The following is a 20,463-nucleotide window of genomic DNA, read 5'->3' on the forward strand; positions in this document are numbered from 1 at the left end:
CCTGGAAAAGAGATACCGCCGAGGTCACTCGTAGAAGACGAGATCGATAGACTCGGGGTGTACGCATCGAGGCAACGAGATGTTCAGCCCGCGAGCACTAACCGACCGAAGCCACCAATTATACGCACTGCGACTCGCTGAACGAGTCCAGGCGCAATCTGGATCGCACGTACACACGGTCTCGGAGACCACCGATATTGGATTCCGAACGCGGCGTTCGGACGCGGTTCGATTCCGCGGATCGGCGTTAGGGCGGCCATAGCGGCGGGGCGACACCCGTACCCATCCCGAACACGGAAGTTAAGCCCGCCTGCGTTCCGGCGAGTACTGGAGTACGAGAGTCTCTGGGAAACCTGGTTCGCCGCCTCCACTCATCGCCCGACACGTTCCGTCGGGCCAATTCATTACCCTCGACCAGCCGCTGCTGGTCGGGGGTTTCCGTATTTGTTTCGCCAGTGCCGACAGCGGCTGCCCGTCCGTCGATCGCGGGGAGTCGCGGATCCGATGGGCTTAAGCGACACAGGCGGATACTATCGGGTGCGCCAAGGTGGCAGAGTCCGGCCGAACGCAGCGGCCTGCAGAGCCGCCCATCGCCGGTTCAAATCCGGCCCTTGGCTTTCTCGCTGTTCCCGCCGGTTAGCCCCGCCTGTCGGTTCCCCGAACAATCTGCAGTCGTACCGACGGCGTGTGGACGGTACGTCGCACCAGCGATGCTGCGGAAAGAAGGCGACTAGGAGGGGGAGACGGTGATCGTCTTGCCGCGGTCGATGGCCTGTTCCAGCTCTTCGGCGATGGCCGAGCCGCGGGAGACCTGCACCTCGCCGCCGCGGGAGACGGTCGCGGTGAACAGGTACTCGCCGTCGGCGGTGACCTCGACGGTCTCGCCCTCGTAGCCGTCCATCGGGATGAGGACGTGGCGCGAGGTGATCTCGGGGCTGACGATCTCGCCGCCGGAGCTGCTACCGCCACTGGAGTCAGCGCTGCCGGAACCGCCCGGGCCGCCGGCGCCCTCGGGGCGTTCGCTGAAGGTTCGCACGTCGATGTCGATGCCGAGGCGGTTCTCCACGTCGGAGATGCGGCCGCCGCCCTTGCCGATGACCGCGGAGATGTCGTCCTCCTCGACGTACACAACGGCGGTGTTCGGGTTCTTGATCTCCACCTCGACGTGGCCGTGGGCGATCGAGCGGATCTCCCGTTCGACCTCCTGTTTGGCGATGCGCTCGGTGCCGCTCTCCCGGCCGGCGCCGCCGTCTTCGGCGTTCTCGCCCAGGGGAACGGTGACGACCTGGCGGTTGAACGTGTAGATCTCGTAGGCGGGCTGGCCGGTCTCGAAGTCCCGGATCATGATGACCGGGCGGGCCAGATCCTCCTCCATCAGCCCCTCGGGGACCTTCACTTCGGTGGTCACGTCGTAGACGGTGTCGACCTCGCCGGCCTCGATGTAGACAACGGTGTCGACGACCTGCGGGATCATCCCGAGTTCGACGCGGCCGACCAGCCGTTGCAGGGCGTCGATGGCCCGCGTCGCGTGGACGACGCCGACCATGCCGACGCCCGCCAGCCGCATGTCCGCGAACACCTCGAAGTCGTCGGTCTTGCGGACCTCGTCGTAGATGGTGTAGTCGGGCCGGACCATCAGCAGGGAGTCGGCGGTCTTCTCCATCGAGCCGCCCAGCTCGGTGTACTGGGTGATGTTGTCGCCGACCTGGAGGTCGCGGGGTTTCTCCATGGTCTTGACCGCGAAGTCCGAATCGGCGAGGAACTCCGCGACGGCCTGGGCGAACGTCGATTTGCCGGCGCCGGGCGCCCCCGAGATGAGGACGCCGCGCTGGTGTTCGAGCAGTCGCTCGCGGAGTTCGTCGGCGTGTTCGTAGTCGTCGAGGTCGGTCTTGACGATGGGGCGGACGGCCGTGATCTCCAGTTTGTCGGAGAACGGCGGCCGGGCGATAGCGATGCGGTACTGGCGGAACTGGACGATGGTCATCCCCGGTTCGTCGAGTTCGACGAACCCCTCGGCGCTGGCCCGCGCGGAGTTCTCGATGTCCTGGGCCCACTCTTTGAGGTCGTCCTCCGTCGAGACTTCCTCGGCGATGGTCTCGTAGTGCATGTCGCCGATCTCGCCGCGCTTGGCCATCGGCGCGACGCCCACCTTGAGGTGGAGGCTCATCGTCGTCTCGTCGAAGAACTGTTCGATGTCGAGCGACTCGGCGTCGCGGCCGCGGGGTTCGAGGTAGACCACGTCGAGGCCCTTCGCCTTCGCGACCTCGCTCTGGACCACGTCGCTGGTGACGAGGGTGGCGTCGTGGTCGTCGGCGAGGTCGCGGATGATCGCGTCGATCTTCCCCTCGCCGGCCTCGCGCTGTTCGACCTCGGCGGGGCGGCGGCCGACGTACTCGACGGTGACGGTGCCGTCGTCGTGGAGCCCGGCGAGCCGCTGGAGCTCCTCGAGGCCGTCCCAGCCGCTCTCGCGGCCGTCGTTGGCCTGTGCCTCGAGTTCGCCCACGACCGCCTCGGGGATGTAGACGGTCGCGCCGGCAAATCCCTCGCCGACCGCCTCCGAGTCGGGGTCGGCGTCGGCCTCGATCTGCTCGGACACGCGGCCGTCGATGACCACGCTCGTGTCCGGAACGATGTTCATACCGTGGGTACGGCCGCCCGCCGTGATAAGGGCCGTGATGCGGGCGAGGGCGGCGAGCCGCCGGGGAGAAACCGTCGCGGTCGGTCAGGCGACCTGCGGGAGTTCCGACCGGCCGCGGGTCGCGACCGTCCGGCGGCAGTCGGGACACCGGAGCACGGCGCCGGCGCTCGTCAGGTCCGAGTCCGTTTCCGCGCCGCGGACTTCCCAGTCGCCGGCCGGCGGGCTCTCGTGGCCGCAGTCGGGGCAGAACAGCGTCGCTTTCGGGGGCGGGTCTCGGTCTGGCGTTGCGGGCGAGTGTACGCTCATCGTACCCCGAGGTAGGTGCTGGATACGGAAAACCCCTTTTGCCCATTATCAATCGGTAGCGTCCGCGAAACCGTGGAATCGGTTCGCATACCCACGGCCGAACCGCCGGCGAGAACGGCCTGACAGCGGCAGTCGGGCGGCGGGGCGGTCGACAGGTAACAGGGAGTGGTCGGACAGCGACCGACGACGGGTGGTCAGACGGCGAGGTAGCTGGCGATGGTGTCCTCGTCGGCGAGCGCGGCGGCGCCGAGTTCGTCGACGATCTCGCCGCGTTCCATGGCGTAACAGCGGTCGGCCATCGAGCGGATGACACCGAGGTTCTGCTCGACGAAGAGAATCGTCGTGCCGAGTTCCTCGTTGATAGCGCGCATGTCCTCGCTGATCTGGTCGACGATGGACGGCTGGATGCCCTCGGAGGGCTCGTCGAGCAACAGCAGGTCCGGGTTGGCGACCAGCGCCCGCGCGATGGCGAGCATCTGCTGTTCGCCGCCCGACAGCGTCCCGGCGTCCTGGTCAGCCCGTTCCTCCAGCACGGGGAAGTAGTCGTAGACCTCGTCGTACAGCGTCTGCCCGGAGGTCTCGTTGATCGTCTCGCCCATGCGGACGTTCTGTTCGACGGTGAGGTCGGGGAACACGTCCCGGCCCTGCGGGATGTAGCCGATGCCCCGCCGGGCGCGCTCGTCGGCGGCGAGGTCGGTCACGTCCTCGCCGGCGTAGGCGATGGTGCCCGACTCCGGTTCGAGCAGGCCGATGACGGTCTTCATCAGCGTCGACTTGCCGACGCCGTTCTTGCCCATGACGCCGACGATCTCGCCCTGTTCGACCGCCAGGTCCACGTCGCGGAGGATCGGCGTCCGGTCGTAGGCGGCCGTCACGTCGGTGAGTTCGAGGATCGGCGCGTCGTCCGCCATCTCACTCACCCCCCAGGTAGATCCGCTGGACTTCGGGGTCGGACTCGATCTCCGCGATGGGGCCCTCGCGGAACACGTCGCCCTGGTGGAGCACGGTCACCTCGTCGGCGATCTCGGCGACGAAGTCGGTGTCGTGCTCGATGACGACGAAGGCGATGCCCCGCTCCTCGTTGAGGCGGGTGATGCGGTCGGCGATCCCCCGGCGCTCCTCGACGGAGAGGCCCGCGACGGGCTCGTCCAGCAGCAGCAGGTCGGGCTCGAGCGCGGCCGCCATGCCGATCTCCAGCTGCTGTTGCTCGCCGTGGGAGAGCTGGTCGGCCGGGGTGTCCTCCTTGCCTTCGAGGCCGGCGTCTTCGACGGCCTCGGCGACCAGCCGGCGGCGCTCGTCGCCGTCGGCGAACCGCTGGACGGGCAGGCGGACGTTCTCCCGGACGGACAGCTCGCCGTACACCGACGGGACCTGGAACTTCATGCTGATCCCGCGTTTGACCCGGTCCTCGGGCTGGAAGTCGGTGATGTCGGTCCCGTCGTAGTAGATGCTCCCCTCGCTGGGGGCGTGGGCGCCGGTGATCAGCTTGAGGAGGGTCGACTTGCCGGCGCCGTTGGGGCCGATGAGACAGCGCAACTCGCCCTCGTCGACCGAGAAGTCGACCGAGTCGGTGGCCGTGAAGCCGCCGAAGCGCTTGACCAGGTCCTCGGTCTGCAACAGCGTGTCCGTGCGGTCGCCGGTCGCCAGCTCCGCTGCGGTCTGACGGACGTTCGGGTCCAGGCGCGTGTCACCGCCGTCGTCGGCCGATTCGGCGTCGCTCATCAGTCGGTCACCTCCGGGTCGGCGGCGGCGTCGTGGCTCTCCCCGACGCCGTCGGGGTCGCCGCTGCGGTACCGCCGGGCGGTCCGCCACGCGAACAGCACCACGTCGCGGACCGCCGGGACGAACCCGCGGGGCAGGAACAGGACGACCACGAGCAGCAGGGCGCCGACGATGACGAACGCCCACTGGCCGACAAGCGAGTTCGAGACGTAGGCGATGGCGACCGAGCCGACCAGCGCGCCCAGCAGGCTCTTGCGGCCGCCGACGCTCACCCAGATGACCGGCAGGGAGGCGAACGTCAGCGCGTAGACGCCGGGGCTGATGTAGTTGCCCCAGGCGGCGTAGAGCACGCCCGCCAGGCCGGCGAGCGCGCCGCCGAAGGTGAACACGGCGAGTTTCACCCGCTCGACGTCGTAGCCGAACATCCGCGTGCGGTCCTCGTCCTCGCGGACGGCGACCATCACGCGGCCGTAGTCGGAGTTGACCAGCGCGCGCAGGCCCAGGTACGTCACCACGAGCAGGGCGAGCGCGAACCGGAAGAAGGTGCCGTCGCCCGAAGCGAGGACGACCGGCGAGCCCCAGACGCCGGGCAGCGCCGGGAGCGGGACGGCGAGTTCGGGGATGCCGGGCATCCCGTTGAACCCGCCCAGCGGCGCCGCGCCGATGGTCCAGGCGTCGCCGGCGGTCTGGGACATGAACGTCTCCAGCACGAGCGTGACGACCAGCGTGATGATCGTCACGTACACGTCGCGGACGCCGCCGTAGAACATGAAGTAGCCGAGCACGAACGACAGGGCCGCACCGGCGACGACCGCGACGGCGAACGCGCCCACGATCCCGACGGGGGAGTTGAAGTTGAGCGCGACGACGCCGAAGGTGTAGCCGGCGACGCCGAAGAAGGCGACCTGGCCGAAGCTCAGGATGCCGGCGTAGCCCCACACGACCGACAGCGAGAGGCCGAGGAAGGCGTACACGATGAACAGCGCGAACCGCGAGGCCTGGTAGCCGCCCGCGAGGACGGGGTAGGCGAACAGCGCCGCCACGGCGAGGGCGAACCCCGCCCAGAACTGCCAGGAGTTGCCGATGGTGTTCGGGCCGTGGAAGACTCGCCGCCAGGTCTCGACGGCGGCGACCACCGGCCGGGGCAGGCTGCTCCCGGACCCGGTTGTCTCGGCGGCCATGTCAGCTCCCCTCCTGGCGGCGCTCGCGGAGGGTGCGCACGAACCCGGTGATGCCCTCGGGGAGGAACCGGATGAGGACGATGGCGGTCAGCAGCAGCGCGATCCGGCCGTAGAACGTGCTGCCCATGACGTTCGTGACGGCCGCGCTGATGGCGCCGAGGAAGCCGCCGGCCATCGTCGTCCCGAGGACGACCGAGGGGCCGCCGACGACGACGGCGACGAACGACTCGACGAGGAAGCCGGTCCCGAGGTTGGGCACCATCGTGATCGTCGGGGCGTACAGCGCGCCGGTCAGCCCGGCGAGCGCCGACCCGATGGCGAACGTCGCCATGTAGGTGCGCCCCGTGTCGACGCCCAGCGCGCGGGCGGTGTCCTCGTCCTGGATGGTCGCACGGGCGCGCATCCCGAAGTCGGTCTTCGTGAACAGGACGTAGACGGCCGCGAGGACGCCGACGGCGATGACCGCCAGCGAGACGCGATACGCCGAGTAGGAGAACTCGGAGTTGGCGACGACCAGATTGAGGACCGGGATCTCGCCGGGACTGACCGTCTCGCCGACGAACGGGACGATCGGCGTCCCGACCTGGTCCAGGGAGTTGCCGAACTGGATGCGCGCGCCCTGGACGAGGATGAGGCTCAGGCCCCAGGTCGCGACCATCGAGTCGGCCAGGCGGTCGTACAGCGGCTCGACCAGCGGCTGCTCGGGCAGGCGCCCGGCGGCGCGCCGGAGCCCGGCGGCGGCCCGCTCGGGCACCGCCTCCAGCGCCGCGAGCCGGTGGAAGCCGCCGACCAGTCCCAGCCGCGCGTACTTCCACAGGAAGTTGGGGACGGCCCCGGAGATGATCGTCCGCTCGACGACCAGGCCGAAGACGGCCGTGGCGACGACCGCCACCGGGACCGCGACGAGCAGCGGCAGGCCGAAGCGGATGTTCGCCAGCGTCGTCGCGTAGGCGCCGACCATGATGAACTCGCCGTGTGCGAGATTGATCACGCCCATGATGCCGAAGATGATGGCCAACCCCGCCGCCGCGAGCACGATGAACGCGAAGTTATCGAGGAACTGAAACAGGAGGTTGACCCCGTTGACCATGTTACCCGGCCTCCTCGAAGTAGTCCTGTGGGGTGTACTGAGTCTCCTCGTCTTCCTCGGTCAGGTCACAGCCGACCGTGTTCGAGAGGAACTGCTCCTCGATGACGCCGTCGTCCAGCGCCTCGACGTTGTGCTGGTCGTCGGCGCGCATCACCCACATGTGGTGGTCGACGTGGTGGGTCGCACCGTCCAGCGCGATGGACTCGCCCTCGGGCGCCTCGGGCGCCTCGTAGGTGATGCCCGACTCCAGGGCCTCCTTGACCTCGGGCTGCTCGAAGGTGCCGGCCTGCTCGACGGCCTTCTTGTACATGTAGACCGAGAAGTAGTTGTTCTCGGCCTCCTCGTTGAGGTAGGGGGCGTCGGGCCACATCTCGTAGTAGCGGTCGACGAACCCGCCGTCGCGCGTGTTGCGCTCGGTCGGGATCTCCTCCATGTAGTTGACGCCGGCGTAGATGTTGGCCATCGCCGGCGGGTCCAGCCGCAGGTGCTCGTAGCCCTGGGCCATCGCCGTCGACGTACCGATGGGGATCTCCAGGCCTGCAGAGGCCTTCTGCTCGTAGAAGGAGGTGTGGTTGGCGCCGACCAGCATCGACATCACGAAGTCGGGGTCGGCGTCCTGGATGTTGTTGATCGTCGAGCCGAACTGGGAGTTCGACAGCGGGATGAACTCCTCGTCGACGACCTCGGCGTCGTTCTCGTCGGCCAGGACCTTCACCCAGTCGGCCGACAGCTGGCCGAAGTTGTAGTCGGCGGCGATGGTGTAGATCTTCGGCCCGTATTCCTCGACGAGGTAGGGCAGGACCGCACCGAGCTGCTGGCGGGCCGTCGGCCCCACCGCGAAGACGTTCTTGTCGCAGACGCCGCCCTCGTACTGGGTCGTGTAGAAGTACAGCTGGTCGTTCTGGTCGATGATCGGCCGGATGGCCTCCCGCGTCGCCGAGGAGTAACCGGCCCACAGCGCGTCGACGTCGTGTTGCTGGATCATCCGCCGGGTCAGCTCCTGGTAGCGCTGGTTGTCCGACTGGGGGTCCGGGTCGTGGTACTCGATCTCGTTGCCCATGATCCCGCCGTCGTTGTTGATCTCCTCGATGGCCAGCAGCGACGCCTTGTGCTTGGGCGAGCCGACCAGCGCGAAGTTGCCCGACTGGTCTTCGAGGACACCGAGCGTGACCGTCCCCCCCGCACCGGTGGACGTGCCTGCCGAGGAGCCGCCGGAACACCCGGCGACCGCCGCCCCCGCCAGCCCGGCACCGCCCGCGAGGAACCGACGGCGACTGACACCGTCGTCGCTCATACCGCTACCTCCAGATCAGATCTGTCACTAAATTCGACGTAAATGCCATTAGTTCCACCACTGTACCCGAACTTCGACGCATGAACGTCCATCATTTGCGTACATACCTTCGATTTCGCAGACGGTAAATAAGGGTTTACACTCGCGTATTATAGATGTCCAAGAGACCTGGCTTGAATATTAGGACATGATAGGACAACTCGAAATTGGTGGACATTCGAACGAGAGTGGGTAGAATCGGGAAGTTCTACAAGTATCGAGAAGGCCGGCGTCAAAACGCGATCCGAGGAGACAGTCGGGTCGGCCGGTCGAAACGTAACAGTGACCGGACGATCAGAACGGGCGGCAGATATCCACGCGAGTCACACGACGGGACACGCGGTCGCTACTCGTCGACGACGACGACCTTCACCTGCTGGACGCCGCCGAGCGCGCGCAGGCGGTTGGCGAGTTCGGTGATGTCGCCGGCCGAGCCCTCGACGACGAGCGTCTCCATGCAGGTGTCGTGCGAGAGGTGGATGTGCTGGACGGAGGTGATCGCCTCGGCCATCTCGTGTTGGACCGTCTGGAGGTCGTCGGCGATGCCGTCGACGTGGTGGTCGTGGACGATCACGATGGTGCCGTGGTGGTGGCCCTCGCCGCCGGTCTCCCACTCGTAGTCCGCGAAGAAATCGCGCAGCGAGTCCCGGACCGCCTCCGACCGACTGTCGTACTCCCAGTCGTCGACGATCCCGTCCAGCCGCTCGACCATCGACGACGGGAGCGTCAGACTGATGCGGTCGATGTCGTCGCCCATGCCCGCCCCTACGACGGACCGGGTAATATGGCTGGCCACCCGCGGCCGGCCCCGACCGTCCCGCCCGGCCACCTGCCTCCAGTAATACTGCGCCATGAGAAAGTATTATCGGGTGCGACGGCGACCGGCGAGTATGCACATCCCGGACGGCTACGTCGACCTGCCGCTGGCCGTGCTGTTCGCTGCGCTGTCGGTAGCGGCGCTGAGCTACGCTGCGCGGCGCGTCGGCGGGGAGATATCGGACACCCGGGCGCCGCTCGTGGGCGTGGTCGCCGCGGGCGTGTTCGCCGCACAGATGCTCAACTGGCCGATCCCCGGCGGGACGAGCGCCCACTTCGTCGGCGGCGCGTTCGCCGCCATCCTGCTCGGCCCCCACCTCGGCGCGCTCGCCGTGGCGACGGTCGTCGCGGTTCAGGCGCTCGTGTTCGGCGACGGCGGGCTCGTCGTCCTCGGCGCGAACGTGTTCAACATGGCCGTCGTCGAGGTGTACGTCGGCTACGCCGTCTACCGGCTGGTCGCCCCCTACGGGGAGTTCCGTGCGGCCTTCGCCGCCGGCTGGCTCGGCATCACCGCCGGAGCCCTGACCGCCGGGCTCCAGCTCGGCCTCTCGTCGGCGTTCCAGTACGAACTGCTGACGACGCTGGCGATCATGGGCGTCGGCCACCTCGTCCTCGGGCTCGTCGAGGGCGCCATCACGGCCGTCGTCTACCGCTACCTCGCGCAGGCGCGGCCGGACCTGCGACCGACCACCGCGCCGGAACCGGAGGTGAGCGCCTGATGGCGCCCGACTGGTTCCCGACGGCGGTCGCGGTCCTCGTCGTACTCGCGCTGCTGGCGCCGGTCTTCGGCTGGGCGGCCGGCCAGGTCGGCTACGCCGAGCCCCTGGAGAACGCCGCCGAGGCGACCGGCGCGACCGACGACGCCGAGCCGGTCGAGGTGGCGCCCTTCTCCGGCTACGGCGTCCCCGGACTCGGGACCGCGCCCGGGACCTTCGTCTCCGCGGTCGTCGGGACCGGCCTGACCCTCGTCGTCGCGCTCGGGATCGGTCGCCTGCTCGGGAGCGACACCGACGTCGAGGCCACCGAAACCGACGCGGCGCGGTGACCGGGCGACCGAGATGAGTCGGACGGACCTCCTCGACCGCACGCTCGCCGGCCTCTCCGGGCACGCCCGGTGGTTCCTCCTCGCCGAGGACGCGCCCGACCGCGCGGGCTTCCTGCAGGCCGTCGCGCCGAGCGTGAAGCTCGTCGGGCTGGTCGCGCTCGTCGCGCTGACGGTCACGCGGCGGGACCTCCAGGGGGTCGCCGCGCTGGCGGCGGTGGCCGGCGGGCTCGCGGTCGCCTCCCGCGTCCCCGCGCGGGCGTTCGCGGGCCGCGTCGCCGGCCCGCCTGCCTTCGCGCTCGTTGCCGTCGCGCCCCAGGCACTGCTGATGGGCGGTCCCACCGTCGGCGGGACGCCCCTCTCGGCGGCCGGCGTCGGCTACGTCGCGGTCTTCACCGCCCGCGTCGGCGTCTGCGTCGCCTTCCTCTCGCTGCTGCTGCTGACGACCCGCTTCTCGGACCTGCTCGGCGGACTCGCCCACCTGCGCGCGCCGGCCATCGCCGTCTCGCTGCTGGCGATCACCTACCGCTATCTCCTCCTCTTTTTCGCGGAACTCGAACGGATGGCCCGCGCGCGCCGGAGCCGGACGGTCGCCGAACCGGACCTGCGGCGGACGTGGCGCGACTCCGGGAACTTCCTGGGGACCTTCCTCCTGCGCAGCGTCGAGCGGGGCGAGCGGGTCGAACGTGCCGCCCGCGCCCGCGGGGGCGGTGGCGGTCCGCGGCCGACGGCCGAGGGAACGGCGCTCGGCCGCGCGGACGCCGCCTTCGCGCTGGTCGTCCTCGCCGCAGTCGTCGGGGTGGGACTGGCGTGAGCGACGGGGACGCGGCCGATGCCGTGAACACCGCCGATGCACCCGCCATCGAGGCGAACGGCCTCCGCTACGCCTACCCGGACGGCACGCCAGCGGTCGACGGGGTCGACGTGACCGTCGAGTCCGGCGAGCGGGTCGCCCTGCTCGGCCCGAACGGCGCGGGCAAGTCGACGCTGCTCCAGTTGCTCGGCGGGCTGATCGACCCCGACGAGGGGACGGTTCGGTACTTCGGCGAGACCGAGGACGCCGACACCGTCCGCGGCCGGCTGAGCGTCCTCACGCAGAACCCAGCCGACTACCTGTTCAACCCCACCGTTCGAGAAGACCTGGCCTACGGCCCCACCCAGCAGAACCTCCGCGACGGCGAGGCCGAGGCCCGCGTCGATCGCGTCGCCGAGCGGCTCGATCTTGACGAACTGCTGTCGAAACCACCCTTCCGGCTCAGCGGCGGGCAGCAGCGCCGGGCCGCCCTGGCGAGCGCGCTCACCGTCGAACCCGACGTGCTCCTGCTGGACGAGCCCGTCAGCGACGTGGACGCCGCCAACCGCGAGACAGTCCTCGATCTGTTCGACGAGCTGGCCGCCGACGGCACCACGGTCGTCGTCTCGACGCCGGACACGGAGCTGGTCCCCCAGGTCGCCGACCGCGTGGTCCTGCTGGACGGGAGCGGTCGCGTCGCCGCGACCGGCTCCACTCGGGCGGTCCTGACCGACACGACCCTGCTGACCGACTGCGACCTGCGACCCCCGCAGGTCGTCCGGCTGTTCGACGGGCTGGCCGACGACCCGCCGCTGACCGTCGACGCGGCCCGCGACCGGCTCGACGGCGACGACATCTGATCGAAAGTACGATTTCCCTCTCCGAAATCGAACGATCGAATCGAAATTCGAGATCGGACGGTGCTATTTGCGCCGAAGCGAACCGCCTTGGGACGGCTATCCAAATAATCGCGCAGATGATCGACTATCGACCGATCCTGTCGACGGACGTGGTGGTATGACCGAGCAAGTCGTCCCCGGCGAGGTGCGGACGGCGGAGGGCACAGTGACGATCAACGAGGGCCGGGAGACGGCGGAGGTGACGGTCGGCAACGCGGGCGACCGGCCGGTACAGGTCGGCTCGCACTTCCACTTCTTCGAGGCCAACGCGGTCCTGGAGTTCGACCGCGAGGCCGCCTTCGGCAAGCGGTTGAACATCCCCGCGGGCACCGCGGTACGGTTCGAGCCCGGCGACGAGCAGACGGTCGAACTCGTCGCCATCGGCGGCAAGCGCGTCGCCCACGGCATGAACGGCCTGGTCAATGGCAGCGTCGACGGCGACGCCGCCGCGGCGGTGGAACGCGCCCACCGGCAGGGCTTCGGTGGCATCCCCGATCAGGCCGGGAAGCTCGACGGCGAGGACGCCGACAGAGCGGGAGCCGAGAGCGCGGAGGACGAGCCATGACCCGCGAGGTCGACCGCGAGGCCTACGCCGAACTGTACGGCCCGACGACCGGCGACCGCGTGCGCCTGGGCGACACCGAACTGTTCGTCGAAGTCGAGGAGGATCTCCGGACGCCCGGCGACGAGGCCGTCTTCGGCGGCGGGAAGACCCTGCGGGACGGCCTGGGACAATCCCCAGGCACCACACAGGAGGAGGGTGCGCTGGACTGGGTGCTCACGAACGCGCTCGTCATGGATCCCGTCCTCGGGATCGTCGCCGCGGACATCGGCATCCGCGACGGCGAGATCGCCGGGATCGGGAAGGCGGGCAACCCGGACACGATGGACGGCATCGATATGGTCGTCGGCCCGTCGACCGACGTGTACCCCGCCGAGGGGAAGATCGCCACGCCCGGCGGGCTGGACATCCACGTCCACTTCAACTCCGCGCAGCTGCACGACCACGCGCTCGCATCGGGCATCACGACGATGCTCGGGGGCGGCTACGGCGGCGGTGCGACCACCTGCACGACCGGCCCGGAGAACGTCAAACGGTTCCTTCAGGCCGCCGAGGAGTGGCCGGTCAACGTCGGCTTCTACGGCAAGGGCAACGCCTCGAAACCGGGTCCCCTGCGCGAGCAACTGGAGGCCGGCGCCTGCGGGCTGAAACTCCACGAGGACTGGGGGTCGATGCCCGCGGCCATCGACACCTGCCTCGACGTGGCCGAGGCGGAGGACGTGCAGGTGTGTATGCACACGGACACGCTCAACGAGGCGGGCTTCGTCGAGAACACCTTCGCCGCCGTCGACGGGCGGACGATGCACCTGTTCCACATCGAGGGCGCGGGCGGCGGCCACGCCCCGGACATCATGGAGATGGTCGGCCAGCCCAATATGCTGCCCTCCTCGACCAATCCCTCGATGCCGTACACGGTGAACACCTTCGACGAGCACCTGGACATGGTGATGGTGTGTCACCACCTCAACCCCGACGTGCCCGAGGACGTGGCCTTCGCCGAGTCCCGCGTCCGCGCGGAGACCATCGGCGCCGAGGACGTGCTCCACGACGTGGGCGCCATCTCGATGATGACCTCTGACTCCCAGGCGATGGGCCGCCAGGCCGAGGTGATCTCCCGGACGTGGCAGACCGCCTCGAAGATGAAGGGCCAGCGGGGCCCCCTGCCGGAGGACGAGGCCGCCGACACGCACGACGACGCGGACAACTTCCGCGCGAAACGGTACCTCGCGAAGTACACGGTCAACCCGGCCATCTCGGCGGGCATCGACGACTACGTCGGGACGCTCGAACCCGGCAAACTCGCCGACGTGGTGCTGTGGGATCCGGCCTTCTTCGGGATCAAGCCCGCGATGACGTTCAAGGGCGGCTTCCCCGTCTACTCGGAGATGGGGGAGGCCAACGGCTCGCTGATGACCTGCGAGCCCATCATGCAGCGCCCCCGCGCCGGCGCGGCCGGCAAGGCCAAACACGGTCTCTCCCTCTCCTTTGTCAGCCCGGCGGCCGCCGAGGCCGGCGTCGGCGAAGAATACGGCCTCGACAGCCCCGTCGTCCCCGTCTCGGGCGCCCGGACGCCCGGGAAGGCGGACATGCACTACAACGACTACTGCCCCAACGACATCGAGATCGACCCCGAGACCTTCGAGGTGGCGGTCGACGGCGAGGTCGTCTCGGCGGAACCGAGCGAGGAACTCCCCCTCGCCCAGCGGTACATGCTGTAATACTCAGGATGAATCTAACACCCAAAGAGCAGGAGCGGTTGACGGTCTTCATGGCCGCGGAGCTCGCCCGGCGCCGCAAGGAGCGCGGCGTCAGGCTGAACCACCCCGAGGCGGTCGCGTTCATCTCCGACTGGTGCGTCGAGCGCGCCCGCGACGGCTGGGACGTGGCCGAGATACGGGCGGAGGCCTCCCAGCTACTGGACCCCGAGGACGTGATGCCCGGCGTCCCCGAGATGGTCGACATGATCCAGGTCGAGCCCGTCTTCCCCGACGGCACGAAGCTCGTGACCGTCCACGACCCGATCCGCTCGTCGGGCGCGATGGACCCCGGGAGCGACGACGAGGCGGCCGCCGACGGCGGCGAACCGGCGGGGGACGCCGAGACGGACGCGGCGGACGCCGAGGAGGGCGACGCGTGAGCCTCACCCACCGCGACGTGGCGACGGTCGGCATCGGCGGTCCAGTGGGGTCGGGCAAGACCGCGCTCGTGACCGAACTCGTCCCGCGCCTGCGCGAGGCGGGGCTGGACGTGGGCGTCATCGCAAACGACGTGCTCACCCAGGAGGACGCCGACGCGTTGCGCGAGCGGTTCGCCGGCGTCGTCCCCGAGGACCTCGTCGCCGGCGTCGAGACCGGCGCCTGCCCGCACACGGGCATCCGCGAGGACCCATCGATGAACCTCGCGCAGATCGACGACTTTCTCGCCGAACACCCCGACCTGGACCTGGTGATCGTCGAGAGCGGCGGCGACAACCTCGCCGCGACGTTCAACCCCGAGCTCGCGGACTACTCGCTGTACGTCATCAGCGTCGCCGAGGGCGAGGACATCCCGCGCAAGCGCGGCCCGGGCGTCGTCGAGTGCGACCTCCTCGTGATCAACAAGACCGACCTCGCGCCCCACGTCGACGTGGACCTGGACGTGCTGGAGGCCGACGCCGCCGACGTTCGGACGGGCCCGTTCGTCTTCACGAACTGCAAGGCCGGGGAGGGTATCGACGAGGTGCAGGAACACGTCAGCGAGAGCGTGCTCTTCGCATAGATGGCCGCCGACACGCCGGACGCCGCGGGCGACGACCCGCCCGGGCGGCCGACCGATGACGGCGCCGACGAGCCGCCCCACCCCGCGTTCGCCGACTACGCAGGCGAATCGCTCCCGGCGGCGGCGGTCGGCTCGCCGGGGAAAGACGGCCGGCTGGAACTCCGCTTCGCCGCTGACGAGGCGGGCGAGACGAACCTGGTACGGGACCTGGCGCGGGCGCCGTTCCACGTCAGCGGCACGCTCAGCCACGACCCGCTACCCGAAGCGGAGACGGTGTACGTCCAGTCGCCGACCGGCGGCGTCGCCCAGGGCGACCGCCACGACGTGACCGTCGAGGTCGGGTCCGGCGCCGTCGCGCACGTCTCCACGCAGAGCTCCCAGAAGGTGCTCTCGATGGCGCGCAACTACGCCGCCGCGGACGTGTCGCTGTCGGTCGGGGCGGGCGGCCACCTCGACTACGTGCCCGAGCCGACCATCCTCCACGAGGACTCGCGGTTCTTCCAGGGGGTCGACCTCGCCCTCGCGCCGACGGGGAGCGCGGTCGTCGGCGACGTGGTCGTCCCCGGCCGACTCGCCCGCGGCGAACGGTTCGACTTCGAGCGGTACCTCTCCCGACTGCGGGTCCGCCGCGACGGCGACCTGCTGGTCGACGACGCGACCCACCTCCGGCCCGCCGACGCCGACCCCTCCGCCGTGGGGGTCATGGGCGAATTCGCGGTGTTGGGGACGCTGTACGTGCTCGTCCCGGCGAGCGAGGCCGGCGCGCTCGACGACCTGAGCGACCGGCTCCACGCGGTCGCGACGGGTACTGCGGAGGCCGGAGGGGACTCTGCAGTCGACGACGGCGACGCTGACGCCGTCCGTGCGGGCGCGACGCGGCTCCCGAACGACGCGGGGTGCGTCGTGCGCGCGCTGGGCCACCGCGCGGAGACCGTGACCGCCCCGCTCCGTGCGGCCTGGGACGAGGCGAGAACCGACCTGCTCGGAGTCGGCGCGCCCGACTCCAGGAGGCCCTGATGCTCGTCGCCGAGGAGTTCGTCGGGACCGTCGACGACGAGGGGATCGCCGAGCGCGTCGAGTCGGGCGACCCGCTTCGCATCGCGGTCGACGGGACCGAGCGCCGTCGCTCGCGGTTCCGCACGACCGCCGAGGACGGCACCGACCTGGGCGTCGTCGTCGCCCGCGAACTGCGCGACGGCGACGTGCTCACCACGGGGGACCGGCTCGTCGTCGTCTCGCTCGAAGCGGTCGAGGCGATGGTCGTCGACTTCGACGGGGTGGCCGACCCCGACCGCGCGGCCGTCACCGCGGCGCTCGAACTGGGCCACGCCGTCGGGAACCGCCACTGGGACCTGGCCGTCGAGGACAGCCGGGCGTACCTGCCGCTGGCGGACACCCGCGAACGGATGGAGGATACGGTCGAACCGCACCTCCCCGACGGCGCCACGGTGGGGTACGAGGAGGTCCCGCCGACGCTGTTCGACGAGGGCGACGCGGCCGACCACTCGCACGGCGGCGAAGGTGGCCACTCCCACGGGCATAGCGACAGTGGTCACAGCCACTCGCACGGAGAGGGCGACCACTCGCACGGTCACGGTGACGACGGCCACGACCACGGCGTCCGCACGCTCGACCCGAAATCGGGGGGCGACGCTGGAGGTGAGGGGTCGTGAGTGACGAGGCGACGCTCGAATCGCTGCGGCTGGCCGATTCGTTCCTCCCGGTCGGGAACGACAGCGTCTCCTACGCCCTGGAGCAGTTCGTCGCGGACGACGCGGTCGAGACGGCCGACGACCTCCGTGACCTCGTGGGGACGGTCCTCCGCCGGCAACACGGCCACGCCGACCTGGTTGCGCTGCGGGGGGCCCACGCGGCGGCCGACGAGGACGATATCGACGCCGTCGAACGCGCGGACCGGCGGCTGACCGCCGCGACGCTCCCGGCGGAGTTCCGCGAGAGTTCCGAGCGGACGGGCGACCGGCTGCTGACGCTCCAGCGGGACCTCCGCGACGACGCGCTCCTCGACGAGTACGGCGCGGCGGTCGAGGCCGGCGACGCGCCGGGCAACTACGCGGTCGTGCTCGGGACCGTCGCCGCGCTCGCGGGCGTCGCCGAGCGTGAGGCGTGCCTGCTGGCCTGTCACGAGTTCGCGACCGCGCAACTGGCGGCGGCCCAGCGCCTCATGCGCCTGGGGTCGACCGACGTGCAGCGCACCCTCGACGACCTGCGGCCCGCGATGGTCGACGCCGTCGAGGCCAGCGCCGACCGCGGGGTCGACGACATGACGCCGTTCGCCCCGCTGGTCGACGTGCGCTCGGCGGGCCACGAGCGGGCCGAGCGGCGGCTGTTCCTGAGTTGAGCGACTGGGTGAAGGGCCACTCGACGAACTGTATCTCTGGCGTTCAGAATTTCCGAGCGGTTCAGTGCAGATGATGCAGTGAGCAACTGCGGTGGCGCGCGCTGTCGCGCGTTTCATCGCGCGACGGAACTGCGCGAGGGACGAGCGAGCGGAGTGAGCGAGTCGGCTGGGGAGGTGTGTGGCGCGGTGCGGTCGCTGTTCCGTGCGGTGCTCCTGGCGGACTGAAAGGGCGAGGCGCGCTCGCGTTTATGGAGTCGTCTGCACGGGCCACTATCCGAACGAACGAAGTGAGTGAGGATATCCCGTGCAGCGACCGCGAGCGGGCCGAGGGCTTTCATCGCGTTGTGTCGAGTGCAGTTGCGTACACTGCAAGCGAGCGGGCCGAGTGTATCCATCACGCATGCACGACGACACCATATCTACCCGACGTCCCTCCAAAACAACGCCCTCACACACTGTCGAGGTCGAGGTCGACGGCGTACCAGTCGAGGGCGAAGACGACGAGGGCGCCGACGACGGCGGCGCCCGCGAACGCCTGAATCGTGGGTGTGTTCCAGACGACGGCGTACTCCTCGCCGTTGAGCGTCACGACGGGCGCCCGGAGCGCGCCCAGCACCAGCGCGACGAGGAAGGCGAAGGTCACCTCGCGATTGTAATCGAGCGCGCGGCGGATGACCCGTGAGACGGTGAACAGGCCGACGAGGCCGCCGCAGACGAACGTCACGACGACCACCCCGCGGTCGATCACCGGGCCGATGCCGCCGCCGGTGACCGCGCCGATGAGCGCGTCGATGAACGCCGAGAGCGTCGAGGACATCCGCTCGTACTGGCTGAGGATGACGAGGACGAGCGACCCGGAGATGCCGGGGAGGATCATCGCGCTGATCGCCAGCGCGCCAGCACCGAACACGACCGGGAGCCCCCCTGATTCCAGCACCTCGCCGTAGCCCGAGACGACGAACGCGATAGCGAACCCGGCGACCGCGGCGACGACCTCGGGGAGGGTCCGTACGGTGACCGCCCGGAAGAGGATGGCTGCGGAGGCGCCGATCAGCCCGAAGAAGAAGCCAAAGAGGAGGACTGGCGCCGCCTCGTTGGCGATGTCCACGACCCGTGTGACGAGGATCACCGCCGAGATGATCCCCGCGAGTAGCGCGACCAGAAACCAGCCGTCGACCTCCTCGAGGACGGCCGCGGCCCGGTCGAGCGAGACCCCGCCGTCCAGCGGCGTGAGCGCGACGACGCCGTCGAAAAAGCGGCCGGGGGTGACCTCGTTGATCGCGGTGATGAGTCGCTCGTAGACGCCGGCGATGAGCGCGATCGTGCCGCCGGAGACGCCGGGGACCGCGTCGGCGGTGCCCATGAACAGGCCGACCACGAAGGTCCGCGCCCACTCGCGGACCGCGGGGACCGACTCGCGTAGCGTCACCTCGTCGCGGGCGCTGTCCGGGGCTGTCGTCATTCGGCTACACGTTCGCCTATCGGCGGGAAGTCTCTTGTGGAACGGGTGACCGCGGCCGGCGCTCCCGGCCGCGGCCGACGGGCGTGAAAAGCCGGACGCGACGTCCGGCGGGCGTGGGTTCGGGTGGGTGGGTGTGGGTGGTTCGGGTGCGGGTTCCGAACGGGGTGAGCGTTCGGACCGCGGTGGAATGGTGTGTGCCGAGCGGCCGTCCCGACCGCTCGGTCGGGACCCGCCCCCCGCGGTCGCGGGCGTGTGAACCTGACGGCTCCGTGTTCCGCTCTCACCCGGCGACCGCGCCGGGGGCCGTGGCCGCTCCTGTCGCCATTCCATCCGGTCTTTCGGACCGGGGTTATGTAAATCTTATTGGTAGTACAGATAACTATACTATCTGTCACACGGGACCGCCGGCCAGCGGCTCGGGGAGCCGGTCGCCGCTCCGGCCGCGTACCAGTCACCCAAAGAACAATATCGGTCGAGACGTTTCGTGTCGACAGATGCGAACGAACCGCACTGGCGGGCCGGGCCGTGGCGACCCCGGGCCCGGCGACAGGTGCACCGCTCCGGGCGGTCGACGGGGGTCGAACGACCGGTGGTCTGACCCCTCCGTCGCGGGGCGACGATGACCGGTCGGTCGCTCGCGACCGCGCTCCTGGTCGCGGCGGCGGTCGTCGGGCTGGGAGCCGTCGCTGCCGTCGACCCCGGGAACCCGGCCGAGGGGGCCGACCGGGAGCGGAACGGGTCCATCGTCGAGCGCCAGCCGTTCGTCGGGGGCGGGGGCGGGGCCGGGGTCTACCTCGACCTCCCGTTCTCGGTCCCGGGGACCGTCGCGGTCCCGCTGCCCGGCCCCCTGCTCGTGCTCTCTGCGCTCGCCGTCGGGCTGGCGGCGCTGTGGTACCGGTCCGACACCGAGGTGTCGCTGGAGGGTGTCGGGAACGATCGACCGGGGGACGACCCCGGCGACGTGGACCTGTCGGCGGTCGGTCGGGCGGCCGGCGCGGCCGCCGACCGGCTCGACGCCGACGCCGACCTCACCAACGAGGTGTACCGCGCCTGGGACGAGATGCGCGCGCTCGTCGATGCGGGCGACCCCGAGACCACCGCACCGGGGGAGTTCGCCGAGGCCGCCGTCGCCGCCGGGATGGACCCCGACGACGTGGCCGAACTCACCGAGCTGTTCGCGGAGGTGCGCTACGGCGGCCGCGACCCCGCCGACCGCGCCGACCGCGCCGTCGCCGCGCTGCGCCGCATCGAGCGGACGTACGCCGACGAGGTCGACGCCGCCGGTGAGAGCGACGCCCCCTCGGTCGACGAGGAGGGCGGAAGCGAGGACCACCCGGCCGGCACCGACGACGGGGCCGGCCGGGAGGGGGGACAGCGATGAAGCGGCGAGGCTGGGCAGGCGTCGGGGTGGTCGCCGCCGGGCTGGCGCTGGCCGCGTGGGGCGGCGGTCCCGGTGGGTCCCGGGTCACGGCCGCGCTCGCGGCGCTCGCGGCCGCGGCGGTG

21 protein-coding genes, 1 tRNA gene and 2 rRNA genes are annotated in these 20,463 nt (G+C 70.1%); 15 read left to right on the forward strand and 9 right to left on the reverse strand.

The genetic code is table 11. The annotated features are described in order from the left end of the window. From ACMGFG_RS23635 to ACMGFG_RS23645, 3 genes are all read left to right on the forward strand, one after another. Positions 1 to 121 (forward strand): 23S ribosomal RNA (locus tag ACMGFG_RS23635); the annotation flags it as partial. Positions 122 to 248: 127 nt separating this feature from the next. Continuing rightward, positions 249 to 370 (forward strand): 5S ribosomal RNA (gene rrf / locus ACMGFG_RS23640). A 171-nt stretch (positions 371 to 541) separates the two neighbouring features. Further along, positions 542 to 617 (forward strand) — tRNA-Cys (locus ACMGFG_RS23645). 113 nt (positions 618 to 730) lie between these two features. On the opposite strand, the gene ACMGFG_RS23650 is transcribed toward ACMGFG_RS23645, so the two are convergent. The 8 genes from ACMGFG_RS23650 to nikR all read right to left on the reverse strand — a co-directional run bounded on the left by ACMGFG_RS23650 (position 731) and on the right by nikR (position 9,027). Next, positions 731 to 2,638 (reverse strand): PINc/VapC family ATPase, encoded by a 1,908-nt coding sequence (locus tag ACMGFG_RS23650; protein ID WP_436932746.1) that lies wholly within the window; start codon positions 2,636 to 2,638, stop codon positions 731 to 733. 84 nt (positions 2,639 to 2,722) lie between these two features. Next, positions 2,723 to 2,944 carry a DUF8106 domain-containing protein gene (locus tag ACMGFG_RS23655; RefSeq protein ID WP_436932747.1) on the reverse strand — a complete coding sequence of 74 codons (222 nt, stop codon included), beginning with the start codon at positions 2,942 to 2,944 and terminating at the stop codon, positions 2,723 to 2,725. Between the two features lie 194 nt (positions 2,945 to 3,138). Beyond that, complete coding sequence (locus tag ACMGFG_RS23660) at positions 3,139 to 3,855, reverse strand: ABC transporter ATP-binding protein (RefSeq protein WP_436932748.1); 717 nt, start codon at positions 3,853 to 3,855, stop codon at positions 3,139 to 3,141. A 1-nt stretch (position 3,856) separates the two neighbouring features. Beyond that, on the reverse strand, positions 3,857 to 4,666 hold the full coding sequence (locus ACMGFG_RS23665) for an ABC transporter ATP-binding protein (RefSeq protein ID WP_436932749.1): 810 nt from the start codon (positions 4,664 to 4,666) through the stop codon (positions 3,857 to 3,859). Then, positions 4,666 to 5,847 carry an ABC transporter permease subunit gene (locus ACMGFG_RS23670; RefSeq protein ID WP_436932750.1) on the reverse strand — a complete coding sequence of 394 codons (1,182 nt, stop codon included), beginning with the start codon at positions 5,845 to 5,847 and terminating at the stop codon, positions 4,666 to 4,668. The genes ACMGFG_RS23665 and ACMGFG_RS23670 overlap by 1 nt, the downstream gene beginning before the upstream one ends. Before the next feature lies 1 nt (position 5,848). After that, the gene (gene urtB, locus ACMGFG_RS23675; RefSeq protein ID WP_436932751.1) at positions 5,849 to 6,937 is read right to left on the reverse strand and encodes an urea ABC transporter, permease protein UrtB; all 1,089 of its coding nucleotides are present in this window, start codon (positions 6,935 to 6,937) and stop codon (positions 5,849 to 5,851) included. A gap of 1 nt (position 6,938) precedes the next feature. Then, complete coding sequence (locus ACMGFG_RS23680) at positions 6,939 to 8,231, reverse strand: urea ABC transporter substrate-binding protein (protein ID WP_436932752.1); 1,293 nt, start codon at positions 8,229 to 8,231, stop codon at positions 6,939 to 6,941. 385 nt (positions 8,232 to 8,616) lie between these two features. Then, entirely contained in the window at positions 8,617 to 9,027 is a 411-nt protein-coding gene (nikR, locus tag ACMGFG_RS23685) for a nickel-responsive transcriptional regulator NikR (RefSeq protein WP_436932753.1), read from the reverse strand. Positions 9,028 to 9,160: 133 nt separating this feature from the next. On the opposite strand from nikR, the gene ACMGFG_RS23690 reads away from it, so the two are divergent. From ACMGFG_RS23690 to ACMGFG_RS23740, 11 genes are all read left to right on the forward strand, one after another. Further along, positions 9,161 to 9,805, forward strand: a complete 645-nt coding sequence (locus tag ACMGFG_RS23690) for an energy-coupling factor ABC transporter permease (RefSeq protein ID WP_436932754.1) — start codon at positions 9,161 to 9,163, stop codon at positions 9,803 to 9,805. Beyond that, complete coding sequence (locus ACMGFG_RS23695; protein WP_436932755.1) at positions 9,805 to 10,131, forward strand: PDGLE domain-containing protein; 327 nt, start codon at positions 9,805 to 9,807, stop codon at positions 10,129 to 10,131. Before ACMGFG_RS23690 ends, ACMGFG_RS23695 begins: the two co-directional genes overlap by 1 nt. Positions 10,132 to 10,144: 13 nt before the next feature. Next, positions 10,145 to 10,942, forward strand: coding sequence for a cobalt ECF transporter T component CbiQ (gene cbiQ / locus ACMGFG_RS23700; RefSeq protein ID WP_436932756.1), 798 nt, complete (start codon positions 10,145 to 10,147; stop codon positions 10,940 to 10,942). After that, positions 10,939 to 11,781: an energy-coupling factor ABC transporter ATP-binding protein gene (locus ACMGFG_RS23705; protein WP_436932757.1), complete on the forward strand. Its 843-nt coding sequence runs from the start codon at positions 10,939 to 10,941 to the stop codon at positions 11,779 to 11,781. The genes cbiQ and ACMGFG_RS23705 overlap by 4 nt, the downstream gene beginning before the upstream one ends. 157 nt (positions 11,782 to 11,938) lie before the next feature. Then, positions 11,939 to 12,385, forward strand: coding sequence for an urease subunit beta (locus ACMGFG_RS23710; RefSeq protein ID WP_436932758.1), 447 nt, complete (start codon positions 11,939 to 11,941; stop codon positions 12,383 to 12,385). After that, positions 12,382 to 14,100 carry an urease subunit alpha gene (ureC, locus tag ACMGFG_RS23715; RefSeq protein WP_436932759.1) on the forward strand — a complete coding sequence of 573 codons (1,719 nt, stop codon included), beginning with the start codon at positions 12,382 to 12,384 and terminating at the stop codon, positions 14,098 to 14,100. Before ACMGFG_RS23710 ends, ureC begins: the two co-directional genes overlap by 4 nt. An 8-nt stretch (positions 14,101 to 14,108) precedes the next feature. After that, positions 14,109 to 14,519, forward strand: a complete 411-nt coding sequence (locus ACMGFG_RS23720; RefSeq protein ID WP_436932760.1) for an urease subunit gamma — start codon at positions 14,109 to 14,111, stop codon at positions 14,517 to 14,519. Further along, positions 14,516 to 15,139 (forward strand): urease accessory protein UreG, encoded by a 624-nt coding sequence (ureG, locus tag ACMGFG_RS23725; RefSeq protein ID WP_436932761.1) that lies wholly within the window; start codon positions 14,516 to 14,518, stop codon positions 15,137 to 15,139. The genes ACMGFG_RS23720 and ureG overlap by 4 nt, the downstream gene beginning before the upstream one ends. Then, complete coding sequence (locus ACMGFG_RS23730) at positions 15,140 to 16,156, forward strand: urease accessory protein UreD (protein ID WP_436932762.1); 1,017 nt, start codon at positions 15,140 to 15,142, stop codon at positions 16,154 to 16,156. Next, on the forward strand, positions 16,156 to 16,812 hold the full coding sequence (locus tag ACMGFG_RS23735) for an urease accessory protein UreE (protein ID WP_436932763.1): 657 nt from the start codon (positions 16,156 to 16,158) through the stop codon (positions 16,810 to 16,812). The genes ACMGFG_RS23730 and ACMGFG_RS23735 overlap by 1 nt, the downstream gene beginning before the upstream one ends. Further along, on the forward strand, positions 16,809 to 17,498 hold the full coding sequence (locus tag ACMGFG_RS23740; RefSeq protein ID WP_436932764.1) for an urease accessory protein UreF: 690 nt from the start codon (positions 16,809 to 16,811) through the stop codon (positions 17,496 to 17,498). The genes ACMGFG_RS23735 and ACMGFG_RS23740 overlap by 4 nt, the downstream gene beginning before the upstream one ends. A 448-nt stretch (positions 17,499 to 17,946) precedes the next feature. Here the strand turns inward: ACMGFG_RS23740 and ACMGFG_RS23745 are convergent, their stop codons facing one another. Then, positions 17,947 to 18,960: a DUF368 domain-containing protein gene (locus tag ACMGFG_RS23745; RefSeq protein WP_436932765.1), complete on the reverse strand. Its 1,014-nt coding sequence runs from the start codon at positions 18,958 to 18,960 to the stop codon at positions 17,947 to 17,949. A 619-nt stretch (positions 18,961 to 19,579) separates the two neighbouring features. Between ACMGFG_RS23745 and ACMGFG_RS23750 the strand changes: the two genes are divergently transcribed. Further along, positions 19,580 to 20,341, forward strand: a complete 762-nt coding sequence (locus ACMGFG_RS23750; protein ID WP_436932766.1) for a DUF4129 domain-containing protein — start codon at positions 19,580 to 19,582, stop codon at positions 20,339 to 20,341. The last annotated feature ends 122 nt before the right edge of the window (positions 20,342 to 20,463 follow it).

The organism is Halosimplex halobium (assembly GCF_051414055.1).
Lineage (GTDB): Archaea > Halobacteriota > Halobacteria > Halobacteriales > Haloarculaceae > Halosimplex > Halosimplex halobium.